The organism is Planotetraspora mira, assembly GCF_016863275.1.
GTDB classification, from domain to species: Bacteria; Actinomycetota; Actinomycetes; order Streptosporangiales; family Streptosporangiaceae; genus Planotetraspora; species Planotetraspora mira.
Genome location: NZ_BOOO01000009.1, coordinates 158476 through 176114, shown reverse-complemented (window position 1 = coordinate 176114; position 17639 = coordinate 158476). Strand labels below are relative to the sequence as shown.

Below are 17639 nucleotides of genomic sequence, written 5' to 3'. Positions count from 1 at the left end.
AAAGAACGGTTCGGGACGTACTTTCGGCCGGTTCGTGCGCGGGCCGCGGTTTCGTAGCCTGAGCGGTGTGAACGTTCGGGATCGGCCGGCCCGGATCGTGGCCGACGCGATGCCCCGGGCTAATCCCGGTGATTCACAGGGTGAGGACTGCCCTGGCTTGCGGACTCTCCGGCATGCTCCAGGAAGGTGCGGACCTCCTCGGCCTCCGGAACACCGAGCTCTCCGTAAAGGCCGAGGGCCAGCCGCCCATCCTCACAAGCCTGCTCTGAGTGCCCGAGTGCGAGGTGGGCGCGCGCCAGCCCGTCGTGAGCACGCGCCTGCTCCGGCCGGTTGCGCGTCAGGTCGGCGAGTGCGAGCGCGGCCGTGTGCTCCTCGATCGCCCGAACCGGGTCGTCCGCCGCCTCGGCCAGCCCGTTGAGTGCGGCCGCCTCGTCGGTGGTGTTGCCGAGCTTGCGGTAGACGGCCGCGGCCTGCTCGTGGCGGGTGCGTGCCTGAGCGAGCTCGCCTTGGTGCCGGAGGACGACGCCGAGGTGATTGAGGATCGCCGCCTCCCCGGCCGGGTTGCCGACCTTGCGGTGGAGCGCCAGCGCCAGGTCGAGATGGCGCCGGGCCTCCTCCGGACGGGCGGCCCGGTCGAGCACGAGGGCGAGGATGCCGAGCACGTGGGCCTCGCCCCAGGTGTCGGCGCCGATCCTGGTGAGGTCGAGTGCCTGCTTGAGGTACTGCTCCGATTGCGTGTCCTGCCGCCGGCGCAGGGCCACGTTGCCCAGCGTGAGCAGTGCCCGGGCCCGTTGGTCGGCCTGCTCGCACGCCTCCAGGGCCTGGTGGGCGTGCTCCTCGGCCTGCTCGTACTCACCGAGCCGCCAGTAGGTCCACGCCAGGTCGGCGAGCGCTCGCTCCTCGAACTCGCGGTGGAGGTGGCCGAGCTTGCGGCTGCGCTGGAGCGCCAGGGTGTGGAGCGTGAGCGCGTCGTCGTGGTGTGCCTGCCGGTCGAGATAGGGGCGCATCGTCAGGGCCAGCATGCCCAGGCAGATCTCGGGTCCGTGGACGGCGGTCGCGATGATGTTGGAGCGTTCGGTGTCCAGCCAGGCGATCGCCTGTTCGGCGTCGCGGATGGGCGCGATCGGGGCGGTCGGCTGGGGGATGCCTTCGCGCTGGCTGAGGCTGTCGGGGAAGAGCTGGTCCATCGCGGCGCGGGAGCGGTGCAGGTAGTAGGTGAGCAGCCGCAGGACGGCGTCGTCGTCCTCGGCGAGCGAGCGCGCGTGCTCGCGGAGCAGGTCGTGGAAGGTGTAACGGCCGGGTTCGAGCTGCAGGAGCATGTGGGCGTCGAGGAGGCCTTCGAGGAGCTCCTCCGCCTCGTCCTGCGCGATCCCGGCCAGCGCGGCCGCGCCGTACGGGTCGATGTCGCGCCCGGGCGCCAGCCCGAGCAGGCGGAACATGCGCTGCTCGGCCTCGTCAAGTTGCTCGTAGGAGAGGGCGAAGGCCGCCGAAACTCCGTCCAGGAGCCGGCGATGGTCTTGCAGTCGGCCCGCCAGGTAGGACACGGTCCAGCGTGGGCGGTGCTGGAGGCGGGCAGCCGAGATCCGTATGGCGAGCGGGAGGTGCCCGCACAGCCGCAGCACCTCGCGCACGGCGTCCGGCTCGTGGTGAGCGCGTTCGCCCACGATCCGCTCGAACAGCTCGGCGGCGTCCTCCTCGCCCAGCACGTCGACCGACAGCGCGTGGGCGCCGTCCAGGTCGACGAGCCGCCGCCTGCTGGTGATCAGGACGAGGGTGTCGGAGTGCCCCGGCAGCAGGGGACGCACGTGCTCGGCGTCGAAGGCGTTGTCCAGTACGGCGAGCACGCGGCGACCGGCCAGCTCGGCGCGCCAGAGGGCGCTCCGCTCGACCAGTGTGACCGGGATGCGGTCGGCGGGCACCCCGAGCTGGCGGAGGAGGGCCTCCAGCGCGGCGGCGGCGTCGATTGGCGCCCTGCCTGCGGTGTGGGCCTGCAGGTCGATGAAGAGTTGGCCGTCCGGATGGCGGGCGGCCAGCCGGTGGGCAACGTGGACGGCGAGCGTGGTCTTGCCGATCCCGGCCATGCCGTCGATCGTGACGACCGCCGACCCGTGGTGCTCGCCCACGAGCCGCTCCAGCTCGGCGGTCCGTCCGGAGAAATCGGGGATGTCGTAGGGCAGGAAGGTGGAGCGACGCGGCGGGCCGGAACTCACCGGGGCCGCGTCGGCCAGGCGTAAGGCCGGATCGTCCGCCAGGACCGCCTGCTCCAACTCCGTGAAGGCGTGCCCGGGGTCGAGGCCCTGTTCGTCGGCGAGAGCCGTACGGTAAGAACGCGCCGCGGCCAGGGCGTCGGCCTGCCGCCCCGCGCGGTGCAGGGCCAGGACGAGGTGGCCGTTGAGCTTCTCGCGGAGCGGGTCGGCGGTCACCTGGGCGGCGAGTTCGGCGAGCAGATCGCCGTGCCGCCCGGCGGCGAGCTCGCCCTCCACCAGACGCTCGTACGCCGACAGCCGCCGGTCGTTCCAGAGCTCCCGGACGCCGGTGACGTAATGCGCGTGCACGTCCTCCAGTGCCTCGCCGCTCCACAGATCCAGGGCTTTGCGCAGCTCACCGGCGGCTACCAGCTCGGTGAACTCCTGCGCGTCGACCTGCCCGGGCTCCGGCTGCGCGACGTAGCCGCCGGCACGCGTCTCGAGGAGCCGTACGGCTCCCGCACCGCGCAGCACCTTGCGGATCGCGGTGATCGAGGCATGGATCTGCGATCGGGCGGTGTCGGGCCGGTCGTAGCCCCACATCGCGTCGATCAGCCGCTCGATGCTGATCACCCGGCCGGCATTGAGTAGGAGGTAGGCCAGAACGGCCCGGTGACGTGGGGCGATGCCCGTCAGCGGCTCACCGTCGACGATCATCTGGATGGGGCCGAGCAGGGTGAAGCGCAGCATCGTTCCTCCATCACCACGCATCGCGCGCGCATAGCGAATCTATCAATCCGGGCAGTCAATCTGATCTCACACGAACCGAGACGAAGGAAACGCAATGGAAGCCCGGATGAAGAACCCCGCCACGATCATCCCCGCCGCGATTCAGCCGATCCAGGAGCTGATGAAGGCCGCTCAGTCGCAGGGTCTCCCCCAGGAGCTCATGGAGATGATCCATCTGCGGGTCAGCCAGATCAACGGCTGCAGCTTCTGCGTCGACGCCGGCCTGAAGAGCCTGCGCAAGCTCGGCGAGAGCGACGAGCGCATCGGCCTGGTCACCGCCTGGCGCGAGGCCCCGTACTACACCGACACCGAGCGGGCGGCGCTGGAGCTGGCCGAGGCCTCGACCCGGCTGGCCGACCACGCCGACGCCGTCTCCGACGAGGTCTGGAACAACGCCGCCGACCACTTCGACGAGCAGCAGCTGGCCTCGATCCTGCTGATGACCGCCGTCACCAACCTCTTCAACCGCCTGAACGCCCCGATCCGGCAGATCGCCGGCAGCTGGTAATCCCCGCCGCCGACCCTGACCCCCCGCCCACCCCCGACCCCGTTCACGCACGCGCACGCGCACGCCCACGCGCAGAAGGAGACACCGACATGTCCGCCGTCCGCTCGCATCGCTACTCCATCGCCGACGCCGACCTGGAGGAGTTCGTGGCCCGCCGGAGCTCGCTGATCGCGACCGTCCGGGAGGGACATCCCGGGCTCACCCACGTCGTGCTCATCCAGCTCGAGGACGGCACCTACACCGACACCTGGCACTGGGAGACCGCCGAGCAGTTGGGCGCCGCGCTCGCCGCCCTCCCCACCTTCCCGGAGGCGCCGCTGGCCATGGCCCTCACCAAGGACGCCACCGCCCTGAACGGCCAGGTCGTCGACGAGCGCTGAGACCCGGTGATCGCCGGCCTGACTGACAGATGTCGCTCTGGCCGGCGACGGTCGTCATCGTGGTCGGCTGGGGGCTCGCGCAGCTGCCGTTCGGGTTCGACGTGCCGACGGCCGTCACCGTCGCGGTCAGAAGCGCCGGCGCCTCCTGGATCTGATCAGCACCGCCAAGGAGATCGCGAGGACTGCGGGCGACTGCGCGGGCGCCGAGATCACCAGCAGGGCGAGCGCGGCGACGACCAGCAGCCCTATGGCGATACGGCGAGCCCTCCCGGTGAGACGTGTGAGGGTGAGAAGGCCGAGGGCGCGGCGCGGGAGAACTCGCACGTGTGCCCAGGCGCGCTGATGCCACCGGGTGCGCGGCTTCGGGATCTCCTTGTCGTCCCGGGCGGGCATGTGGACGACGAGGGAGGCGGGCACGGCGGCGTCGATCCGCTCGATGAGAACGGCCGGGTTCCGCCACAACTTCGGTTCGATCGAGAGGCTCACGCCGTCGAGTCCGATCAGCGTCCGCGCTCCGTCGGGCCGGCTGAGCATCGCGGCGACCGCGGTGAACCGCACGGTCCACTCGTCGTCGGCGGCGAACAACGAGACGCCCTTTGGGCCGATGACCAAGCGGGACGGATCGACCGGGTGATCCACCGGCAGATGGGTGACGCCCTCCACCCATGGCTGAGAGCTGGCCGGGGCCAGGGCGAAGCGCTTGTAAGGGATCGGATGCCCATGCGGCGCGTGAAGCAGGGCGTTGGCCGTCACCTCCGTCGCCACGGTGTTCAGTGAGTCGAGGGTGACCGCGTCGAGTTCACGGGCACGGTCCTCGGGATCTTTCCACTCCCTTCCGTGCAGGACGTCCCATGCCGTGGTCGCGATCATGCCGACCTCGGCGCCGGGCTCCTTCCGTTGGGTGCGAACGGCGTCCGTGGCCGCGGACAACTCGTCCTCGGTGAAAGGTCTGTCGAGTTCCGCCAGGAACGCCTCGATCAGTGCGGGCATCTGCTCCGGTTGCCCGTCCGCCCAGGCGATCAGCTCAGCCGTATTGGCCTCGCGCGGGTGGTAGCCGATCGCGGGCGTGTAGGTGAGCCCGCGTTCGTGCCGCAGCGTGCGCGTCAGCCGCCGCTCCAGCGCCTGGCCGTACACGGCCGCGGCGGCGGAACGGGTGACCACCGAGTGCAGGCCGATGCCGTCGGCGGCGCCGGGGAAGAACGACGGCGTGCGGATCAGCAGATCGCTCGCGGCCGGGACGGGCATGCGGGGCCCGTCGGGCAGGTCCAGTCGCAGCCCGGCGGGCGGCGGACCCCCGGCGACCCAGAAGACCGCGTTGCCGCGTGTGAACCATCGCCTCGCCCAGCCGGTCAGCTCGTCGGGGGTGATTTCGTCCAGGCCGAGTTGGTCGTAGGCCGGAAGACCGTAGTTCTGCGCGCCGTATCGCCACATCAGGAACCGGTTGATCACTCCGCGCGACTGTCCGGCCGCCTCGGTGCGCAGGATGCCACGTTCCACCGGCAGGCGCTCCAGCGGCAGGTCACGAAGGGCTCCGCAGACGACATCGAAGAAGGTCACGATCTCCTCGGCCTCGCCGTGCGTGAAGAACAGCGTGGTGGTCGCGTCCACCTGGCCGTTGTAGTGATGCTCGGCCTGGCCGACCGGGTAGAGCGCGAGGTGTTCGATCAGGTGGGTGATGCCCGCTCGCGCGAGAACCTCGTCCGCGCGTCCCACACGGAACGCCAGGCCCGCGGTCAGCTTGTCGCCCGATGGCGTCCAGACGACCGGTATCCCGTCGATCTCGGCACGCTCGATGTTCACTGTTCCTCCGTATTCGGTCGCGGCAATGGGAAGCGGCGCTGCGGCAGCCGGCGTGACTAAGCGGGAGCTGCGGCGGTGTTAACCGGCCGTACGACCGAAGGACGCGCTATTGTTACATCAGCCACAAAAGCAACATTGTGCACTTATGTAACATATCGGCGTGTTCTCCGCTTTGCGATCGAAAATCTCCCGGAAACCGGTGCTCGACCCATGCCTCGGAGACGCGGACGCGTCACGGCTCCGGGAGGCATTGGAGAAACGCGACTGGCGGTCGGTCCGCGACTTCTTGAACACGGTCACCGACCCCGACGACCGGGCCTTCTATCTGGGCATCTGTCAGACGACGCCCGGCGTCCAGGAGTGGATCGACGAGTGGACCGCGGCCGAGCCGGACACGACACTTCCGGTCCTGGTGCAGGGTGCGAACGGCATCCAATGGGCGTGGGACGCACGCGGGAGGGCGGGCTCAGCCCAGACGACGGCCCGTCAGTTCCGTGAGTTCCATCGACGGCTGAAAGTCGCGGAGGACCATCTCCGTGACGTCGTCCGGCGGGATCCTGACGACGTCGACGCATGGTCCGGCCTCGTCACCACCGCTCGCGGGCTCGAACTGGGAAAGCCTGAGGCGCGGCGGCGCTTCGACGAGGTGACGCGCCGCCATCCCCTGCACATATACGCGCACGACCAGATGCTGCAGGGTTTGTGCGCCAAGTGGTTCGGCAGCGACAAGGACATGTTCTCCTTCGCCCGCCAGGCGGTCACGAAATCGCCGCCGGGAAACCCGCTCGGCCATCTGGTCGCCGTGGCCCACTTCGAATTCTGGTCCGGCAACGGGCCGGACAACCACATGACCCGGTCGAAGGTGCGGGACGAGTTGCACGCCGCCGCGAACCATTCCGTACGGCATGCCGATTACCGGCCGAGGCTCGGCGGGCAGGTTTCGCATAACTGGTTCGCCTTCGCGTTCAGTCTTTCTGGTGACTTCACGGCGGCTCGAGAGCATTTCGACATCATCGGGCAATCCATAACGTCCTCTCCGTGGCAGATGTACGGCGACCCGGTTGAGATGTTCCAGAAGATGCGGGCGGAGGCCCGTAAACGCGGGTGACCCGCGGGACCCGAGGTCACTCCCGACCACTGGCCTCGGGGTTCGTGTGCGGTCAGAGGTGCTGGATGACGGTGCTGACGAGGTAGAGGGCGACGAAGACGATCGCCGGGCGGCGGCCTCGGGAGGCGGCGAGGGCGGCCGCCCCGCCGCCGTACCAGCAGATCTCCAGCGCGGCACGGGCGAGGTCGTGCAGCGGATGGCTCGCGCTCGGGGCGCCGAACTGCGCCCACACGATGACGAAGACGGCCGGCGTCCCGAGCCCGGCCAGCAGCTTGATCGGCCAGTCGGCGCTACGGGTGAATCCCCAGTAGCAGGCCGAGGCGTAGACGGCCAACTCCAGGAGCAGGGCCACTAACAGGTCGACGTCCTTGACGGCGGTCCACAACATCTCAGGCTCCCTTGGCCGGTCAGTGAGTGATGATCCACGCGGCTGAGAGCAGATGGATGAGGGCGCTCACCGCTGGGCCGAGGAACATCCCGAGGTTGCGCCGCATGGCGCCGAGCACCGAATCGCCGACCTGAGCCAGGCCCAGGACGATCAGCATGGCGGCGAGCCCGGCCCAACTCCCGCTCGCCAGCATCACGAGCGCGACCACGCTGAGTGGGAGGGCGCGGACCGCGTACGCCCTGACGTAGAAGTCGACCCCGGCGGTGATCGGCGCACCCTTCGGCAGTCCCAGCCCCGGCTTGATGACGCCCGCCACGGAGGAGACCCCCGACAAGAGCGCCACGGCCCCGTTGGCGACGGCGATCACGTTGTGAGCGGTGAGGAAGGTGCTCAATTCAATCTCTCTCTGAATCGTTCAGACTCTGAATGATAATGGGAAGGTATCATTACGTTCATGGACGATGTCAAGCGGGCGACCGGGTTGCCGGCGACGGTCGTGTTTCGGCTGGGGACCCTGGGCTCGCTGGCCGGCGAGCGGTTCGCGGAGAAGATCGAGGCCTATGACCTCAAGCTGAAGCACGCGGGGATGATGACGGCGCTCTCCCTCGGCCCCGCCATCTCGCAGCAGGACCTGGCCGCGAAGATGGGTGTCGCTCCCAGCCTCGTGGTCTCCCTGGCCGACCACCTCGAAGCACTCGGGGCGATTCAGCGCGTCCGCGATCCGCAGGACCGGCGCCGGCAGGTGCTCACCCTCACCGAGCACGGCCGTGAACTGCTGGGCAAATGCGCGGCCGCGGCCCGCGCCCTCGACGAGGAGTTCACGGCCGCCCTCACTCCTGATCAGATCTCCGCGCTCCAGCAGGCGCTCGGGATCCTCACCGCGCAGGCCGGGCTCCCCTAGGTGGCGGCGTCCGCGCCTCTGGTTCCCGTCGGGCGTAGATCAAGCGACTAAACGAGCTCAAATGAGGCCAAGGACGGAGCAAAGTCTGAATCAGGGGTCCGCACGTGGACGGGCAGGCGGATGGAACGTGGAAAGGGGCATCCAGCCTCTCAACGTGCGGAAAGGTTCACCACCATGGGCATCAGGTCCTTCCTGCCCGGCCCTTTGGGCTTCGGCACCGCGCCGCTGGGCAACATGTACCGCGCCATCCCGGACGACGAGGCCGCGGCCACCGTCGAGGCCGCCTGGGACAGGGGCACCCGCTACTTCGACACGGCTCCCTTCTACGGTGCGGGCCTGGCGGAGATCCGGCTCGGCGAGATTCTGGCCGCGCATCCTCGCGACGAGTACGTCCTGAGCACCAAGGTCGGCAGGCTCATCCTCGATGAGACCGAGGATCCGTCGGCCCGTGACCTCGGGGAGAAGGGCGGACTGTTCGAGCACGGCCGCCCGAACAAGATCGTCTACGACTACAGTGCGGACGGCGCCCGTCGATCGATCGCCGACAGTCTCGAACGCCTGAACACCGACCGCCTCGACATCGTGTGGGTGCACGACGTCTCCCCGGACTTCTGGGGCGACGAGTGGCTGGCCGCCTTCGACCTGGCCCGCACCGGGGCCTTCCGCGTCCTGCAGAAGTTGCGCGACGAAGGCGTCATCAAGGGCTGGGGCCTGGGCGTCAATCGCGTCGAGCCGTGCGAGCTGACCCTGGACCTCGACGAGCCGAAGCCGGACGCCTTCCTGCTGGCCGGCCGCTACACCCTCCTCGACCACGAGCGCGCTCTGCAGCGGCTGTTCCCCGCCGCGGCCAAGCAGGGCGTCGACATCGTCGTGGGCGGGCCGTACAGCTCGGGAATCCTCGCGGGAGGGGCGCACTTCGAGTACCAGAAGGCGCCTGCCGACATCGTCGCGAAGGTGGAGCGCCTCAAGTCCCTCGCCGAGCAGTACGGCATCACCATCAAGGCGGCGGCTCTGCAGTTCTCCCTGGCCAACCCCGTCACGGCGGCGGCCATACCCGGCGCCTCACGGCCGAGCCGTGTCGCCGAGGACGTCGCCGCGCTTGGGGAGAAGGTCCCGGCGGCGTTCTGGGCGGCACTGCGCGAGGAGAAGCTGATCGCCCCGGACGCCCCGGTGCCCACCGGTTGACCACACCCGGCTCGCGGGAGGTCGCCCTCCGACCCGTGGCGCGGCAGGCATGAACGGCACGTGATGCGGACGTGCAGAAGGTGTCAATGCCGCGGCGCTTTCATGACGTCATGCACTTCGGCATCTTCACCGTCGGCGACATCGCGCCCGATCCCGCGACCGGGCGCGCGCCGACCGAACATGAGCGCATCAAGCGGATGATCGAGACGGCGCTGAAGGCGGAGGAGGTGGGCCTCGACGTCTTCGCGATGGGCGAGCACCACAATCCGCCGTTCGTGACGTCCTCACCGACCACGGTCCTCGGCTACATCGTGGCGCGGACCAGCAAGATCCTTCTGTCCACCTCGACGACGCTGATCACCACGAACGACCCGGTGAAGATCGCCGAGGACTACGCGACACTCCAGCACCTGGCGGACGGACGGGTCGACCTGATGATGGGCCGGGGCAACACCGGTCCGGTGTATCCGTGGTTCGGCAAGGACATCCGCGACGGAATCTCGCTCGCTGTGGAGAACTACGCGCTGTTGCGCCGGCTGTGGCGTGAGGACGTGGTCGACTGGCAGGGCAGGTTCCGCACGCCGCTGCAGTCGTTCACCTCGACCCCGCGTCCGCTCGACGGCGTGCCGCCGTTCGTCTGGCACGGCTCGATCCGCAGCCCGGAGATCGCCGAGCAGGCCGCCTACTACGGCGACGGGTTCTTCCACAACAACATCTTCTGGCCGAAGGAGCACACCCGGCGGATGATCGACCTGTACCGCACCAGGTTCGAGTTCTACGGGCACGGACCGGCCGACCAGGCGATCGTGGGGCTCGGCGGGCAGGTGTACATGCGGCGCAGATCACAGGACGCGATCGCCGAGTTCCGGCCGTTCTTCGACAACTCTCCGGTGTACGGCCACGGGCCGTCGCTGGAGGAGACCATGGAGCAGACGCCGCTGGCGGTCGGCAGCCCACAGGAGATCATCGACCGGACGCTCCAGTTCCGGGAGCACTTCGGCGACTACCAGCGCCAACTGTTCAACGTGGACGGCATGGGCCTGCCGCACCAGGCGGTCCTGGAGCAGATCGACTTCCTCGGTGAGGAAGTGGTCCCCGTGCTCCGCAAGGAGTTCGGGGCGCTGCGCCCGTCCCACATCCCCGATCCGCCGACGCACGAGTCGCTGAAGGCGGTGCAGGACCGGTGAGGCGCACCGTCGCCGTGGTGTCCGCCGGGCTCGGCAGCCCGTCGTCGAGCCGGCTCCTCGCCGACCGGCTGTCCGCCGCCGCCGAGCGCGAGGTGCGTGAGCTGGGCGACGAGGTCGAGGTGCGCGTGATCGAGGTCCGCGACCACGCGCACGACCTGGTCGACAACCTGGTCAGCGGCTACCCGGCCGCGGACCTCAAGGGCGCGCTCGAAACGGTGATCGGGGCCGACGGGCTGATCGCGGTGACGCCGACGTTCACCGCCTCCTACAGCGGGTTGTTCAAGACGTTCTTCGACGTCCTCGACCTGCTGGACGGCGACGCGCTGGCGGACAAACCGGTGCTGATCGGCGCGACCGGCGGCACCGCGCGGCACTCGCTGGTGCTGGAGAACACGATCCGGCCGCTGTTCACCTACTTGCGGAGCGTGGTCGTGCCGACGTCGGTGTTCGCGGCGCCGGAGGACTGGGGCGGCGCGGCCGTACCGGACCTTCTGGCGCACCGGGTCGACCGGGCGGCGGCCCAGCTCGCCGGAGAGATCCGTCGACGGGACGCGCCGGTCGCCCGCGACCCGTTCGAACCGACGCCGTTCGCCGACCTCCTCGGTGCGGGCTGACCCGGAATACCCGCCGGACCTGGGCCGTTGCCCGATCTGAGCATGCGGTCGGTTCCGGAGGGAGTCCTTGGTGGGCGAGCGGCTGCGGTTCGAGGTGCTCGGTCCGGTGCGCGCGTGGCGCGGCGACGACGAGATCGAGCTGGGCTCCCCGCAACAGCGGGCGATCCTCGCGATCCTCCTGTTGCAGGCCGGCCTGCCCGCCTCGCCCGACCAGCTGATCGCCGCGATCTGGGGCGGCGCCGCTCCGCGCGCCGCGGTCGGCGTGGTCCGCTCGTACGTGTCGCGGCTGCGGCGGGCGCTCGACCCCGGCCACCCGGCAGCGGTGATCGAGTCGGTCGGCGGCGGTTACGCGCTGCGGACCGAGCACCTCGACCTGACCGAGTTCCAGCGGCGGCTCGGCGCCGCCAGGGAGGCCCGCCGTGCCGGTGACGCGCCCGCGACGGCGACCGCGCTGCGCGGCGCGCTCGCTCTGTGGCACGGCACCCCGCTCGCCGGCGTCAACGGGGACTACGCCGAGTTCGAGCGCGTACGGCTCGGGCAACTGCGGCTCACGGCGATCGAGGACCTGGCGGCGGCCGACATCGAGTCGGGCCGGCACGCCGAAGCGGCCGCCGAGCTCGCGGAGGTGATCGCCGAGCAGCCGCTGCGGGAACGGCCGCGGGAGCTGCTGATGCTGGCGCTCTACCGCTCCGGCCGGCAGGCCGACGCGCTCGCGGTGTTCGGGCAGGTACAGCGGCTCCTCGCCGACGAACTGGGCCTGGACCCCGGCCCGGACCTGCGGGAGATGCAGCGGCGCATCCTCTCGTCCGACCCGGCGCTGCTCGCCCCCGCCGCGCCGGCGGCCACCGCCGCCATCGCGTCGCGCGGCCCCACCCAGCTGCCTCCCGACCTGCCGGACTTCGTCGGCCGCGACGAGGAGCGGTCTCTCATGGCCGGCGCACTGACCCCGTCCCACGCGAGCGTGCCGGTGGTCGGTGTCGAGGGGCTCGCCGGCGTCGGCAAGACCACTCTCGCCGTACACCTCGGGCACGCGGTCGCCGCGAACTTCCCCGACGGCCAGCTCTTCGTCGACCTCCGTACGGCCGGTGAGCCGCTGGCCGAGCTGTTGCGCGGCGTCGGCGTGCTGGACGCGGGGCTGCCCGAGTCGTTCAGCGAGCGGATGGCGTTGTGGCGGACCCTGACCACGGGCCGCCGGCTGCTCGTCGTGCTGGACGACGCCCGCGACCCCGAGCAGGTGCGGCAGTTGCTGCCCGGCTCCGGCGGGTCCGCGGTCGTGGTCACCGCGCGGCAGCGCCTGTACGGCCTGGCCCACGTCCATTGGCTGAAGCTGGTCGGGCTGGGCGAGGACGACTCGATCGCGTTGCTGGAGAGGCTCATCGGCGCCGACCGGGTGCGCCCGGAACTCGCGGACATTCGTGAGCTGGTCCAGCGCAGCGCCGGCCTGCCGCAGGTGCTGCAGGCCGTCGGCGCGCGGATCGCCTCACGACCGGGCTGGAGCATCGCCGAGGCGAAGCGGAGGCTCAGCAGGCCCGCCCCCGGCTCGCCGGTGCTCCCGTCGGAGTGCGGGGCCATCGAGCGGCCGTACATGTCGCTGATGGAGCAGTTGTCGCCTGAGCAGGCGCGGGCGTTCCGGCTTCTGTCCATGGCGGGGCCGGAGGTCTCGCTCGGCGCCGCCGCGGCGGCGCTCGGCCTTTCGCTCGAAGACACCGACATGTTGCTGGAGTCCCTCGTGGACCTGCACCTGCTGGAGTCCGGTGACCTGGACCGGTACTACTACCACGAGCCCTTGCGGAGATTCGCCCAGAGTCGCGCGTACGTCGATGACGGACCCGAGGCGAGCCAGGAGGCGCTGACCAGGCTGGTCCAGTTCTCCAGCGCCGAAGATGGCCGGATCGGCCTCGGCGGACGGGTGACCGCTGTCATTCGGTGAGGTCGAGCCTGTGGTCTGACGCGGCACGCCACAGCGACTCCGCCTCCTCGGCGAAATGCGCGAACCACCGCTCGTCCGAGGGGAGCACCACGAACTTCGGCTCGCCTGACGCCTGGTACGTGAAGTACTCCATGAAGAGCGCTGACGCCTGTCCGCGTGTGCTCAAAGGTGCGTCGACGGCGACCAGGCCCATGGCGAGCGGGTGTGCCGTCAGCCGTACCGCGAGGTCTCCTCCGGTGGAACGCCGAAGTTCGCTCAAAAGGCGCAGTGTATTCCTTCCACGCTCCCGCAGGTTTTCCGGAGATCGCCCGGCGTGATATCTGTCGGCCGCCGTCGCCGCGGCCTCCGATTCAGGGTCGACCAACAGGAATCGAATCCTGCAGCCTTTCGTCAGCCATTTCTCGAAGTTCCCGTAGTTGGTGTGGACGAGGGTGTTCCTGGTCACGCCGGTGATGAGCAGTTCGTCCGCCGACTCCATGGCCGTGATCAGCTCGCCGTCGAATGTCTCCGTGAACTGCGGGCGTTGTGCGTGGGTGGGCTGAAGCCCCGGAGGAGGCGGCCAGGGGCTTCCGCCCTCCCACATCCTCTCCGCCTCGAGCACGAAGTGCTGATACCAGAACCCGTCCCTGCCCTCGAGTTGGATGATCGGAAGAGCCTCGGCGGGCGCGCGGAATTCATAGTGCTGGACGCATATGGTGCCGCTCGGGCTCTGCGTGTCGATGGCGTTCACGCTCATGGCGGGCATGTTCCTCAGCACGCGGATCTCGACGTCGCCGTGGGTCTCGTCCCGCAGAAAGGTGATCTCCTCGATGGATCCGTTGATCCTCGCCGCCAGGCGCGTGGGGTCCGCGTTGCTCCCGGCCCGGGCGGCGGCGTGCCGAAGCGACGTCTCATCGGTGGGGTCCAGGAGGAGGACGCGGACCTTCGCGCCGTTGAGGAGCAGTCGGCGGAGATCGTTTCGCATCGTCTGAACGGTCCGGGCCATGGAAACGCCGATGTACAGATATTGCGTGGCCGACGCACGACGCTGGACGAGGTCGGCCGGAAACTCCGTACGCAGGATCGCCAAGGGATCGATCTCACGAGACCTCGCCATCTCAGCGACATATCTCCGCGACCGGACTTGAGACAATGCCAAGAATGCGAGCGCCCCTAATGTGACGGATGAGAGGGTCGCCACGCTGGATATGTTCACCGCGCCGAGCACGGTGAAAACAAGGGCGGCGAACACGAGGATGTAAAGGTCCAGGTTTTCATCACGAAGGGCATTAACAAAGGACTTCATGAGACTGCGGCGCATGGAGTCATTAGAGCATCGGACGTCACCGGCGAACCACCCCGATGATCACCGGGACTCCCGGACGACGTCGACGTCCATGTCGGGGCCGGCGGGGCCCCCGTGTCACGCGGGAGGCGTCGACGCGCAGCCCAGGCGGGGCGTCCGCGATGCAGGATGACGCATATGACCACTCCACAGCTCTATCGCGGCACCGGACCGGGACCGATCACGCCGGACGGCTGCGCGGTCGACTACTACGCGACGCTCGTGCCCAACGGTGAGCCGGAACTCATCCACGCGGCCGTACCCGAGGAGGCGTCCATCCTGGAACTCGGCGCGGGCGCCGGCCGGATCACGCACAGTCTCGTCGCCTTCGGGCATGACGTGGTCGCCGTCGACGAGTCGCCCGAGATGCTCGCGCACATCAAGAGTGCCGAGACGGTCTGTTCGTCCATCCAGTCCCTGTCCCTCGACCGGACGTTCGACGTCGTCGTGCTCATGTCCTTCGTGATCGAGACGGCCGACGACGACCTGCGCCGGGCGTTCCTGGAAACCTGCCGGCGGCATGTCGCCGCCGACGGGTGCGTGATCCTGCAGCGCAAGCCGCCGGAGTGGTACGACACCGTCCAGCCGTTCGAACGGCATGCGGCGGACGGCCGCCTGCTCAGGATGACGGAGGTCAGCAGGCCGGGACCCGACCTGCTCCTGTCCACGATGGAGTACACGATCGGCGGCCGGACCTGGACGCACACCTTCCTGAGCAGACGGCTCGACGACGCGTTCCTCGAGACGGCGCTGAACGGCGCAGGACTGACGATCGCTGAATTCCTGGACGACGACCGCGAGTGGGTCCGCGCGGTGCCGGTCCGCGCATAGGAGACGGACGGCTGGTCTCGTCACGCGTGGATCGGGCGGTCCGTAATTCCACGCGAATCCCTGAACCGAGACCGAATTGGTTGCTAACGGATCAATCCGAACGTTGCAGGATCTAATACGAAGATCTGCAACCGGAGGGACCGATGTCCGAACCCGAACCATCCGAGGCCGATCTCGTGGCCGCCGAGGTGGACATCCATGACTGGGGGCCGACCGAGGAGGACGAGGAGCAGATCCTCCGAGATCTCGGCTACGTGCTCAACCCCGTGACCGGCGTCTACGAAGGCGAGGGCCACGTGGACGGTGACGTATGAGCGTGCAGAGCATGCTGGCGGCCGCCCGCGATTCCCTCGGCCTGGCGGGCCGGCCGAACTACATCACCCGCGACTACGCGAAACGGCACGGCGACGAGTTCCTGAAGGCCGCCTGGTGCGACCAGGCGGTGACGTATTGGGCGAGGAAGAGCGGCAACGCCGCGGCCGTCCTGCCCGAAGGGGACCGCGCCTACACGGTCTGGCACGCCCAGGACGGCCAGAAACTGGGCCGCTGGTTCAAGGGGACCGTGGCGAACGTGAGGGCGCACGCCAAGCCCGGCGCGATCGTGTTCTTCGACTGGGAGGGGCGGGACGCCGTCGGCGGGGTCGATCACGTCGGCGTCGTCGAGCGCAACCTGGGCGACGGCCGCGTCCAGACGATCGAAGCCAACACCGGGGACGCCTGCAAGCGGCGCGTGCGTGCCGCTCCGGTGATCGCCGGCTTCTGGAATCCCGACTACAGCGTGGAGGAGGACGACGTGCCCGAGGTGGTTTCGCTGGGAGCCGGCGCGGACCAGCAGGTCGCCGCGAACGGCGAGATCGTGGTGCGGTGGGGGACCGAGTATGTGGACGACCCCAAGGCCCACGGTGATGGTGAGGTGGCTGTGCTCGCGTCCGGAGAGCGCTGGTGCCTCTGCGACGCCCTGGTGAGGATCGGCGGTCTGCAGCCGGGTGACGAACTGGACGTGTCGTGGGCCCGTTACGACCGGGCGGGAAAGAAGTTCCTCGACGACGCGTGGCGGCTCACCTGTCATGCCGGCCCGGACGGGCGCATCGAGGTCAGCGTCGGCGGCCAGTTCGCCCTGGATGCCGACAACCAACTGCGCCTGAGGATCATCAACGCCAGCCCTCGGGTGGCCGTGGTGGAGAAGGCCACCATGGCCAAGGTCTCGCTGTTCAAGCACTGACCGCCGTGGTCCCCGGCCGTGTGCCGCGGCCCGGGAAGGCCGACGCGATCGGTCTTCCCGGGCGCGGCTCGTCGCGGTCCCGCCGGAAAGTGTCGGTGCGGCGACGTACGGTGTCGGTGTCGTCGCCGACAGACCGGTGGAGGTCACCTTGATCATCGTGTCCGGGAAGCTCTACGTGGATCCCGAGGCCCGCCATGAGTATCTGGCGGGCTGCCTGAGCGTCATCGAGCAGGCGCGGACGGCCCCCGGCTGCCTCGATTTCGTGCTGGCGGCGGATCCGGTCGAGCCGGGACGGATCAATGTGTACGAGCAGTGGGAGTCCGACGCGCACCTGGAACGGTTCCGTGGGGCAGGACCCGAGCCGGACCAGGCGGCCGCGATCCACGAGGCGCAGGTGGCCAAGCACCACGTCGCCGCATCCGAGGCCCCCTAGTTCGTGTCTGCCGGTCGACGTGCGAACCCTCCCCTTGTCCAGGCGGAGGCCGGGCACATCCTCATATAAGTGGACAAGAAGGTTTACAGATTCTCCTGGGCAGCTTTACACCTTCCGTTTACCCTGAGGCGGGGCCCCGCCCGGCTGGGCTCCGCCTCTCCGAGATCTCAGATCCGCGGGTCTGAGATCTGAGCGGCCCAAGCGGGAGGGACGGGAATGAGAGCGGTCACCATCGGGGCACCTCTCCTCGCGGTGATCACCGCACTACTGGTCGCTCGATGCGTCGCGGCCGGGCCGGCCCAGTCGGTCGCGAGCCACCACCATCACCCGCAAGAAGGAACGAGCGCGGTCTCCACCCCCGTGAGTGCGGTCTCCACCCCCGTCACCACGCCGTCCGGCTCTTTCAACGCGACGGACGTCGCCTGGCTGCAACTGATGATCCCGATGACGGAGCAGGCCGTACGGTTGCTGGATCTGGCGCCGGACAAGACCGCCGACCCGCGGATCACCCGCCTGGCCGAATCCCTCAGCGCCGATCACCGCGCGGAGCTCCGGCGACTGCACGGCCTGCTGGACCGATCAGGCGTGCCGTACGTCAACGTGCACGAAGGGCACAACATCCCGGGCATGGTCACCACGGACGAGCTCAAGGTCATCACCGAGGCCGAGGGTGCCGCGTTCGACCGGCTGTTCGCCGACCACACGCGTGACTATCTGAAGCAGTCGGTGCTCGTGGCGCAGGGCGAGCAGGGGTCGGGGGCGGATGCGGACACCAAGGCCTTCGCCGCCGCCATGGCGAAGACCCATACGGGCGAACTCGCGCGGCTCGCCGGGCTCGGGGACTGAGCCGCCG

General features: G+C 69.3%; 19 protein-coding genes. 14 read left to right on the top strand and 5 right to left on the bottom strand.

All coding sequences use genetic code 11. From position 1 onward, the window contains the following. Positions 1-119: 119 nt before the first annotated feature. Positions 120-2936: an AfsR/SARP family transcriptional regulator gene (locus Pmi06nite_RS09490; protein WP_203952527.1), complete on the bottom strand. Its 2817-nt coding sequence runs from the start codon at positions 2934-2936 to the stop codon at positions 120-122. Positions 2937-3030: 94 nt separating this feature from the next. On the opposite strand from Pmi06nite_RS09490, the gene Pmi06nite_RS09485 reads away from it, so the two are divergent. The 3 genes from Pmi06nite_RS09485 (at position 3031) to Pmi06nite_RS42560 (ending at position 4018) form a co-directional block, all read left to right on the top strand. Next, complete coding sequence (locus Pmi06nite_RS09485; protein ID WP_203952526.1) at positions 3031-3483, top strand: carboxymuconolactone decarboxylase family protein; 453 nt, start codon at positions 3031-3033, stop codon at positions 3481-3483. Positions 3484-3572: 89 nt separating this feature from the next. Further along, positions 3573-3863: a hypothetical protein gene (locus tag Pmi06nite_RS09480; RefSeq protein WP_203952525.1), complete on the top strand. Its 291-nt coding sequence runs from the start codon at positions 3573-3575 to the stop codon at positions 3861-3863. A gap of 29 nt (positions 3864-3892) precedes the next feature. Then, positions 3893-4018: a hypothetical protein gene (locus Pmi06nite_RS42560; protein ID WP_275409554.1), complete on the top strand. Its 126-nt coding sequence runs from the start codon at positions 3893-3895 to the stop codon at positions 4016-4018. Here Pmi06nite_RS42560 and Pmi06nite_RS09475 read toward each other — a convergent pair. After that, a complete protein-coding gene (locus Pmi06nite_RS09475) occupies positions 3990-5663 on the bottom strand; it encodes a M16 family metallopeptidase (protein WP_203952524.1) in 1674 nt (557 codons plus the stop codon). The two genes, Pmi06nite_RS42560 and Pmi06nite_RS09475, sit on opposite strands and share 29 nt — an antisense overlap. A 199-nt stretch (positions 5664-5862) precedes the next feature. On the opposite strand from Pmi06nite_RS09475, the gene Pmi06nite_RS09470 reads away from it, so the two are divergent. Next, the gene (locus tag Pmi06nite_RS09470) at positions 5863-6771 is read left to right on the top strand and encodes a tetratricopeptide repeat protein (protein WP_203952523.1); all 909 of its coding nucleotides are present in this window, start codon (positions 5863-5865) and stop codon (positions 6769-6771) included. Between the two features lie 52 nt (positions 6772-6823). On the opposite strand, the gene Pmi06nite_RS09465 is transcribed toward Pmi06nite_RS09470, so the two are convergent. Both Pmi06nite_RS09465 and Pmi06nite_RS09460 read right to left on the bottom strand, forming a co-directional pair. Beyond that, a complete protein-coding gene (locus Pmi06nite_RS09465; protein WP_203952522.1) occupies positions 6824-7159 on the bottom strand; it encodes a YrdB family protein in 336 nt (111 codons plus the stop codon). A gap of 19 nt (positions 7160-7178) precedes the next feature. Next, complete coding sequence (locus tag Pmi06nite_RS09460; protein WP_203952521.1) at positions 7179-7553, bottom strand: hypothetical protein; 375 nt, start codon at positions 7551-7553, stop codon at positions 7179-7181. 60 nt (positions 7554-7613) lie between these two features. Between Pmi06nite_RS09460 and Pmi06nite_RS09455 the strand changes: the two genes are divergently transcribed. From Pmi06nite_RS09455 to Pmi06nite_RS09435, 5 genes are all read left to right on the top strand, one after another. Then, positions 7614-8060: a MarR family winged helix-turn-helix transcriptional regulator gene (locus tag Pmi06nite_RS09455; protein ID WP_239113781.1), complete on the top strand. Its 447-nt coding sequence runs from the start codon at positions 7614-7616 to the stop codon at positions 8058-8060. A gap of 174 nt (positions 8061-8234) precedes the next feature. Then, positions 8235-9245: an aldo/keto reductase gene (locus tag Pmi06nite_RS09450; protein WP_203952520.1), complete on the top strand. Its 1011-nt coding sequence runs from the start codon at positions 8235-8237 to the stop codon at positions 9243-9245. A 110-nt stretch (positions 9246-9355) separates the two neighbouring features. Then, positions 9356-10432, top strand: a complete 1077-nt coding sequence (locus Pmi06nite_RS09445; RefSeq protein WP_203952519.1) for an LLM class flavin-dependent oxidoreductase — start codon at positions 9356-9358, stop codon at positions 10430-10432. Then, positions 10429-11046, top strand: a complete 618-nt coding sequence (locus Pmi06nite_RS09440; RefSeq protein WP_203952518.1) for an FMN reductase — start codon at positions 10429-10431, stop codon at positions 11044-11046. Before Pmi06nite_RS09445 ends, Pmi06nite_RS09440 begins: the two co-directional genes overlap by 4 nt. Before the next feature lie 70 nt (positions 11047-11116). Continuing rightward, positions 11117-12976, top strand: a complete 1860-nt coding sequence (locus tag Pmi06nite_RS09435; protein ID WP_203952517.1) for an AfsR/SARP family transcriptional regulator — start codon at positions 11117-11119, stop codon at positions 12974-12976. Here Pmi06nite_RS09435 and Pmi06nite_RS09430 read toward each other — a convergent pair. Further along, on the bottom strand, positions 12966-14072 hold the full coding sequence (locus tag Pmi06nite_RS09430) for a DUF5919 domain-containing protein (RefSeq protein ID WP_505881100.1): 1107 nt from the start codon (positions 14070-14072) through the stop codon (positions 12966-12968). The genes Pmi06nite_RS09435 and Pmi06nite_RS09430 overlap by 11 nt on opposite strands. A 366-nt stretch (positions 14073-14438) precedes the next feature. Here Pmi06nite_RS09430 and Pmi06nite_RS09425 point away from each other — a divergent pair, with 366 nt between their 5' ends. From Pmi06nite_RS09425 to Pmi06nite_RS09405, 5 genes are all read left to right on the top strand, one after another. Then, entirely contained in the window at positions 14439-15131 is a 693-nt protein-coding gene (locus tag Pmi06nite_RS09425) for a class I SAM-dependent methyltransferase (protein WP_203952515.1), read from the top strand. 143 nt (positions 15132-15274) lie between these two features. Then, positions 15275-15445, top strand: a complete 171-nt coding sequence (locus Pmi06nite_RS09420; protein ID WP_203952514.1) for a hypothetical protein — start codon at positions 15275-15277, stop codon at positions 15443-15445. Then, positions 15442-16353 (top strand): CHAP domain-containing protein, encoded by a 912-nt coding sequence (locus Pmi06nite_RS41825; RefSeq protein WP_239113780.1) that lies wholly within the window; start codon positions 15442-15444, stop codon positions 16351-16353. The genes Pmi06nite_RS09420 and Pmi06nite_RS41825 overlap by 4 nt, the downstream gene beginning before the upstream one ends. Positions 16354-16510: 157 nt before the next feature. Then, positions 16511-16786, top strand: a complete 276-nt coding sequence (locus tag Pmi06nite_RS09410) for a putative quinol monooxygenase (RefSeq protein WP_239113795.1) — start codon at positions 16511-16513, stop codon at positions 16784-16786. A 216-nt stretch (positions 16787-17002) separates the two neighbouring features. Continuing rightward, the gene (locus tag Pmi06nite_RS09405; RefSeq protein ID WP_203952512.1) at positions 17003-17632 is read left to right on the top strand and encodes a DUF305 domain-containing protein; all 630 of its coding nucleotides are present in this window, start codon (positions 17003-17005) and stop codon (positions 17630-17632) included. Positions 17633-17639: the final 7 nt, after the last annotated feature.

Excerpts from the sequence above, each read along its gene's own strand:
- Pmi06nite_RS09490 (WP_203952527.1), bottom strand. The coding sequence starts at position 2,936 with ATGCTGCGCTTCACCCTGCTCGGCCCCATCCAGATGATCGTCGACGGT.
- Pmi06nite_RS09485 (WP_203952526.1), top strand. The coding sequence starts at position 3,031 with ATGGAAGCCCGGATGAAGAACCCCGCCACGATCATCCCCGCCGCGATT.
- Pmi06nite_RS09480 (WP_203952525.1), top strand. The coding sequence starts at position 3,573 with ATGTCCGCCGTCCGCTCGCATCGCTACTCCATCGCCGACGCCGACCTG.
- Pmi06nite_RS42560 (WP_275409554.1), top strand. The coding sequence starts at position 3,893 with ATGTCGCTCTGGCCGGCGACGGTCGTCATCGTGGTCGGCTGGGGGCTC.
- Pmi06nite_RS09465 (WP_203952522.1), bottom strand. The coding sequence starts at position 7,159 with ATGTTGTGGACCGCCGTCAAGGACGTCGACCTGTTAGTGGCCCTGCTC.
- Pmi06nite_RS09455 (WP_239113781.1), top strand. The coding sequence starts at position 7,614 with ATGGACGATGTCAAGCGGGCGACCGGGTTGCCGGCGACGGTCGTGTTT.
- Pmi06nite_RS09450 (WP_203952520.1), top strand. The coding sequence starts at position 8,235 with ATGGGCATCAGGTCCTTCCTGCCCGGCCCTTTGGGCTTCGGCACCGCG.
- Pmi06nite_RS09445 (WP_203952519.1), top strand. The coding sequence starts at position 9,356 with ATGCACTTCGGCATCTTCACCGTCGGCGACATCGCGCCCGATCCCGCG.
- Pmi06nite_RS09430 (WP_505881100.1), bottom strand. The coding sequence starts at position 14,072 with ATGGCGAGGTCTCGTGAGATCGATCCCTTGGCGATCCTGCGTACGGAG.
- Pmi06nite_RS09425 (WP_203952515.1), top strand. The coding sequence starts at position 14,439 with ATGACCACTCCACAGCTCTATCGCGGCACCGGACCGGGACCGATCACG.
- Pmi06nite_RS09420 (WP_203952514.1), top strand. The coding sequence starts at position 15,275 with ATGTCCGAACCCGAACCATCCGAGGCCGATCTCGTGGCCGCCGAGGTG.
- Pmi06nite_RS41825 (WP_239113780.1), top strand. The coding sequence starts at position 15,442 with ATGAGCGTGCAGAGCATGCTGGCGGCCGCCCGCGATTCCCTCGGCCTG.
- Pmi06nite_RS09405 (WP_203952512.1), top strand. The coding sequence starts at position 17,003 with ATGAGAGCGGTCACCATCGGGGCACCTCTCCTCGCGGTGATCACCGCA.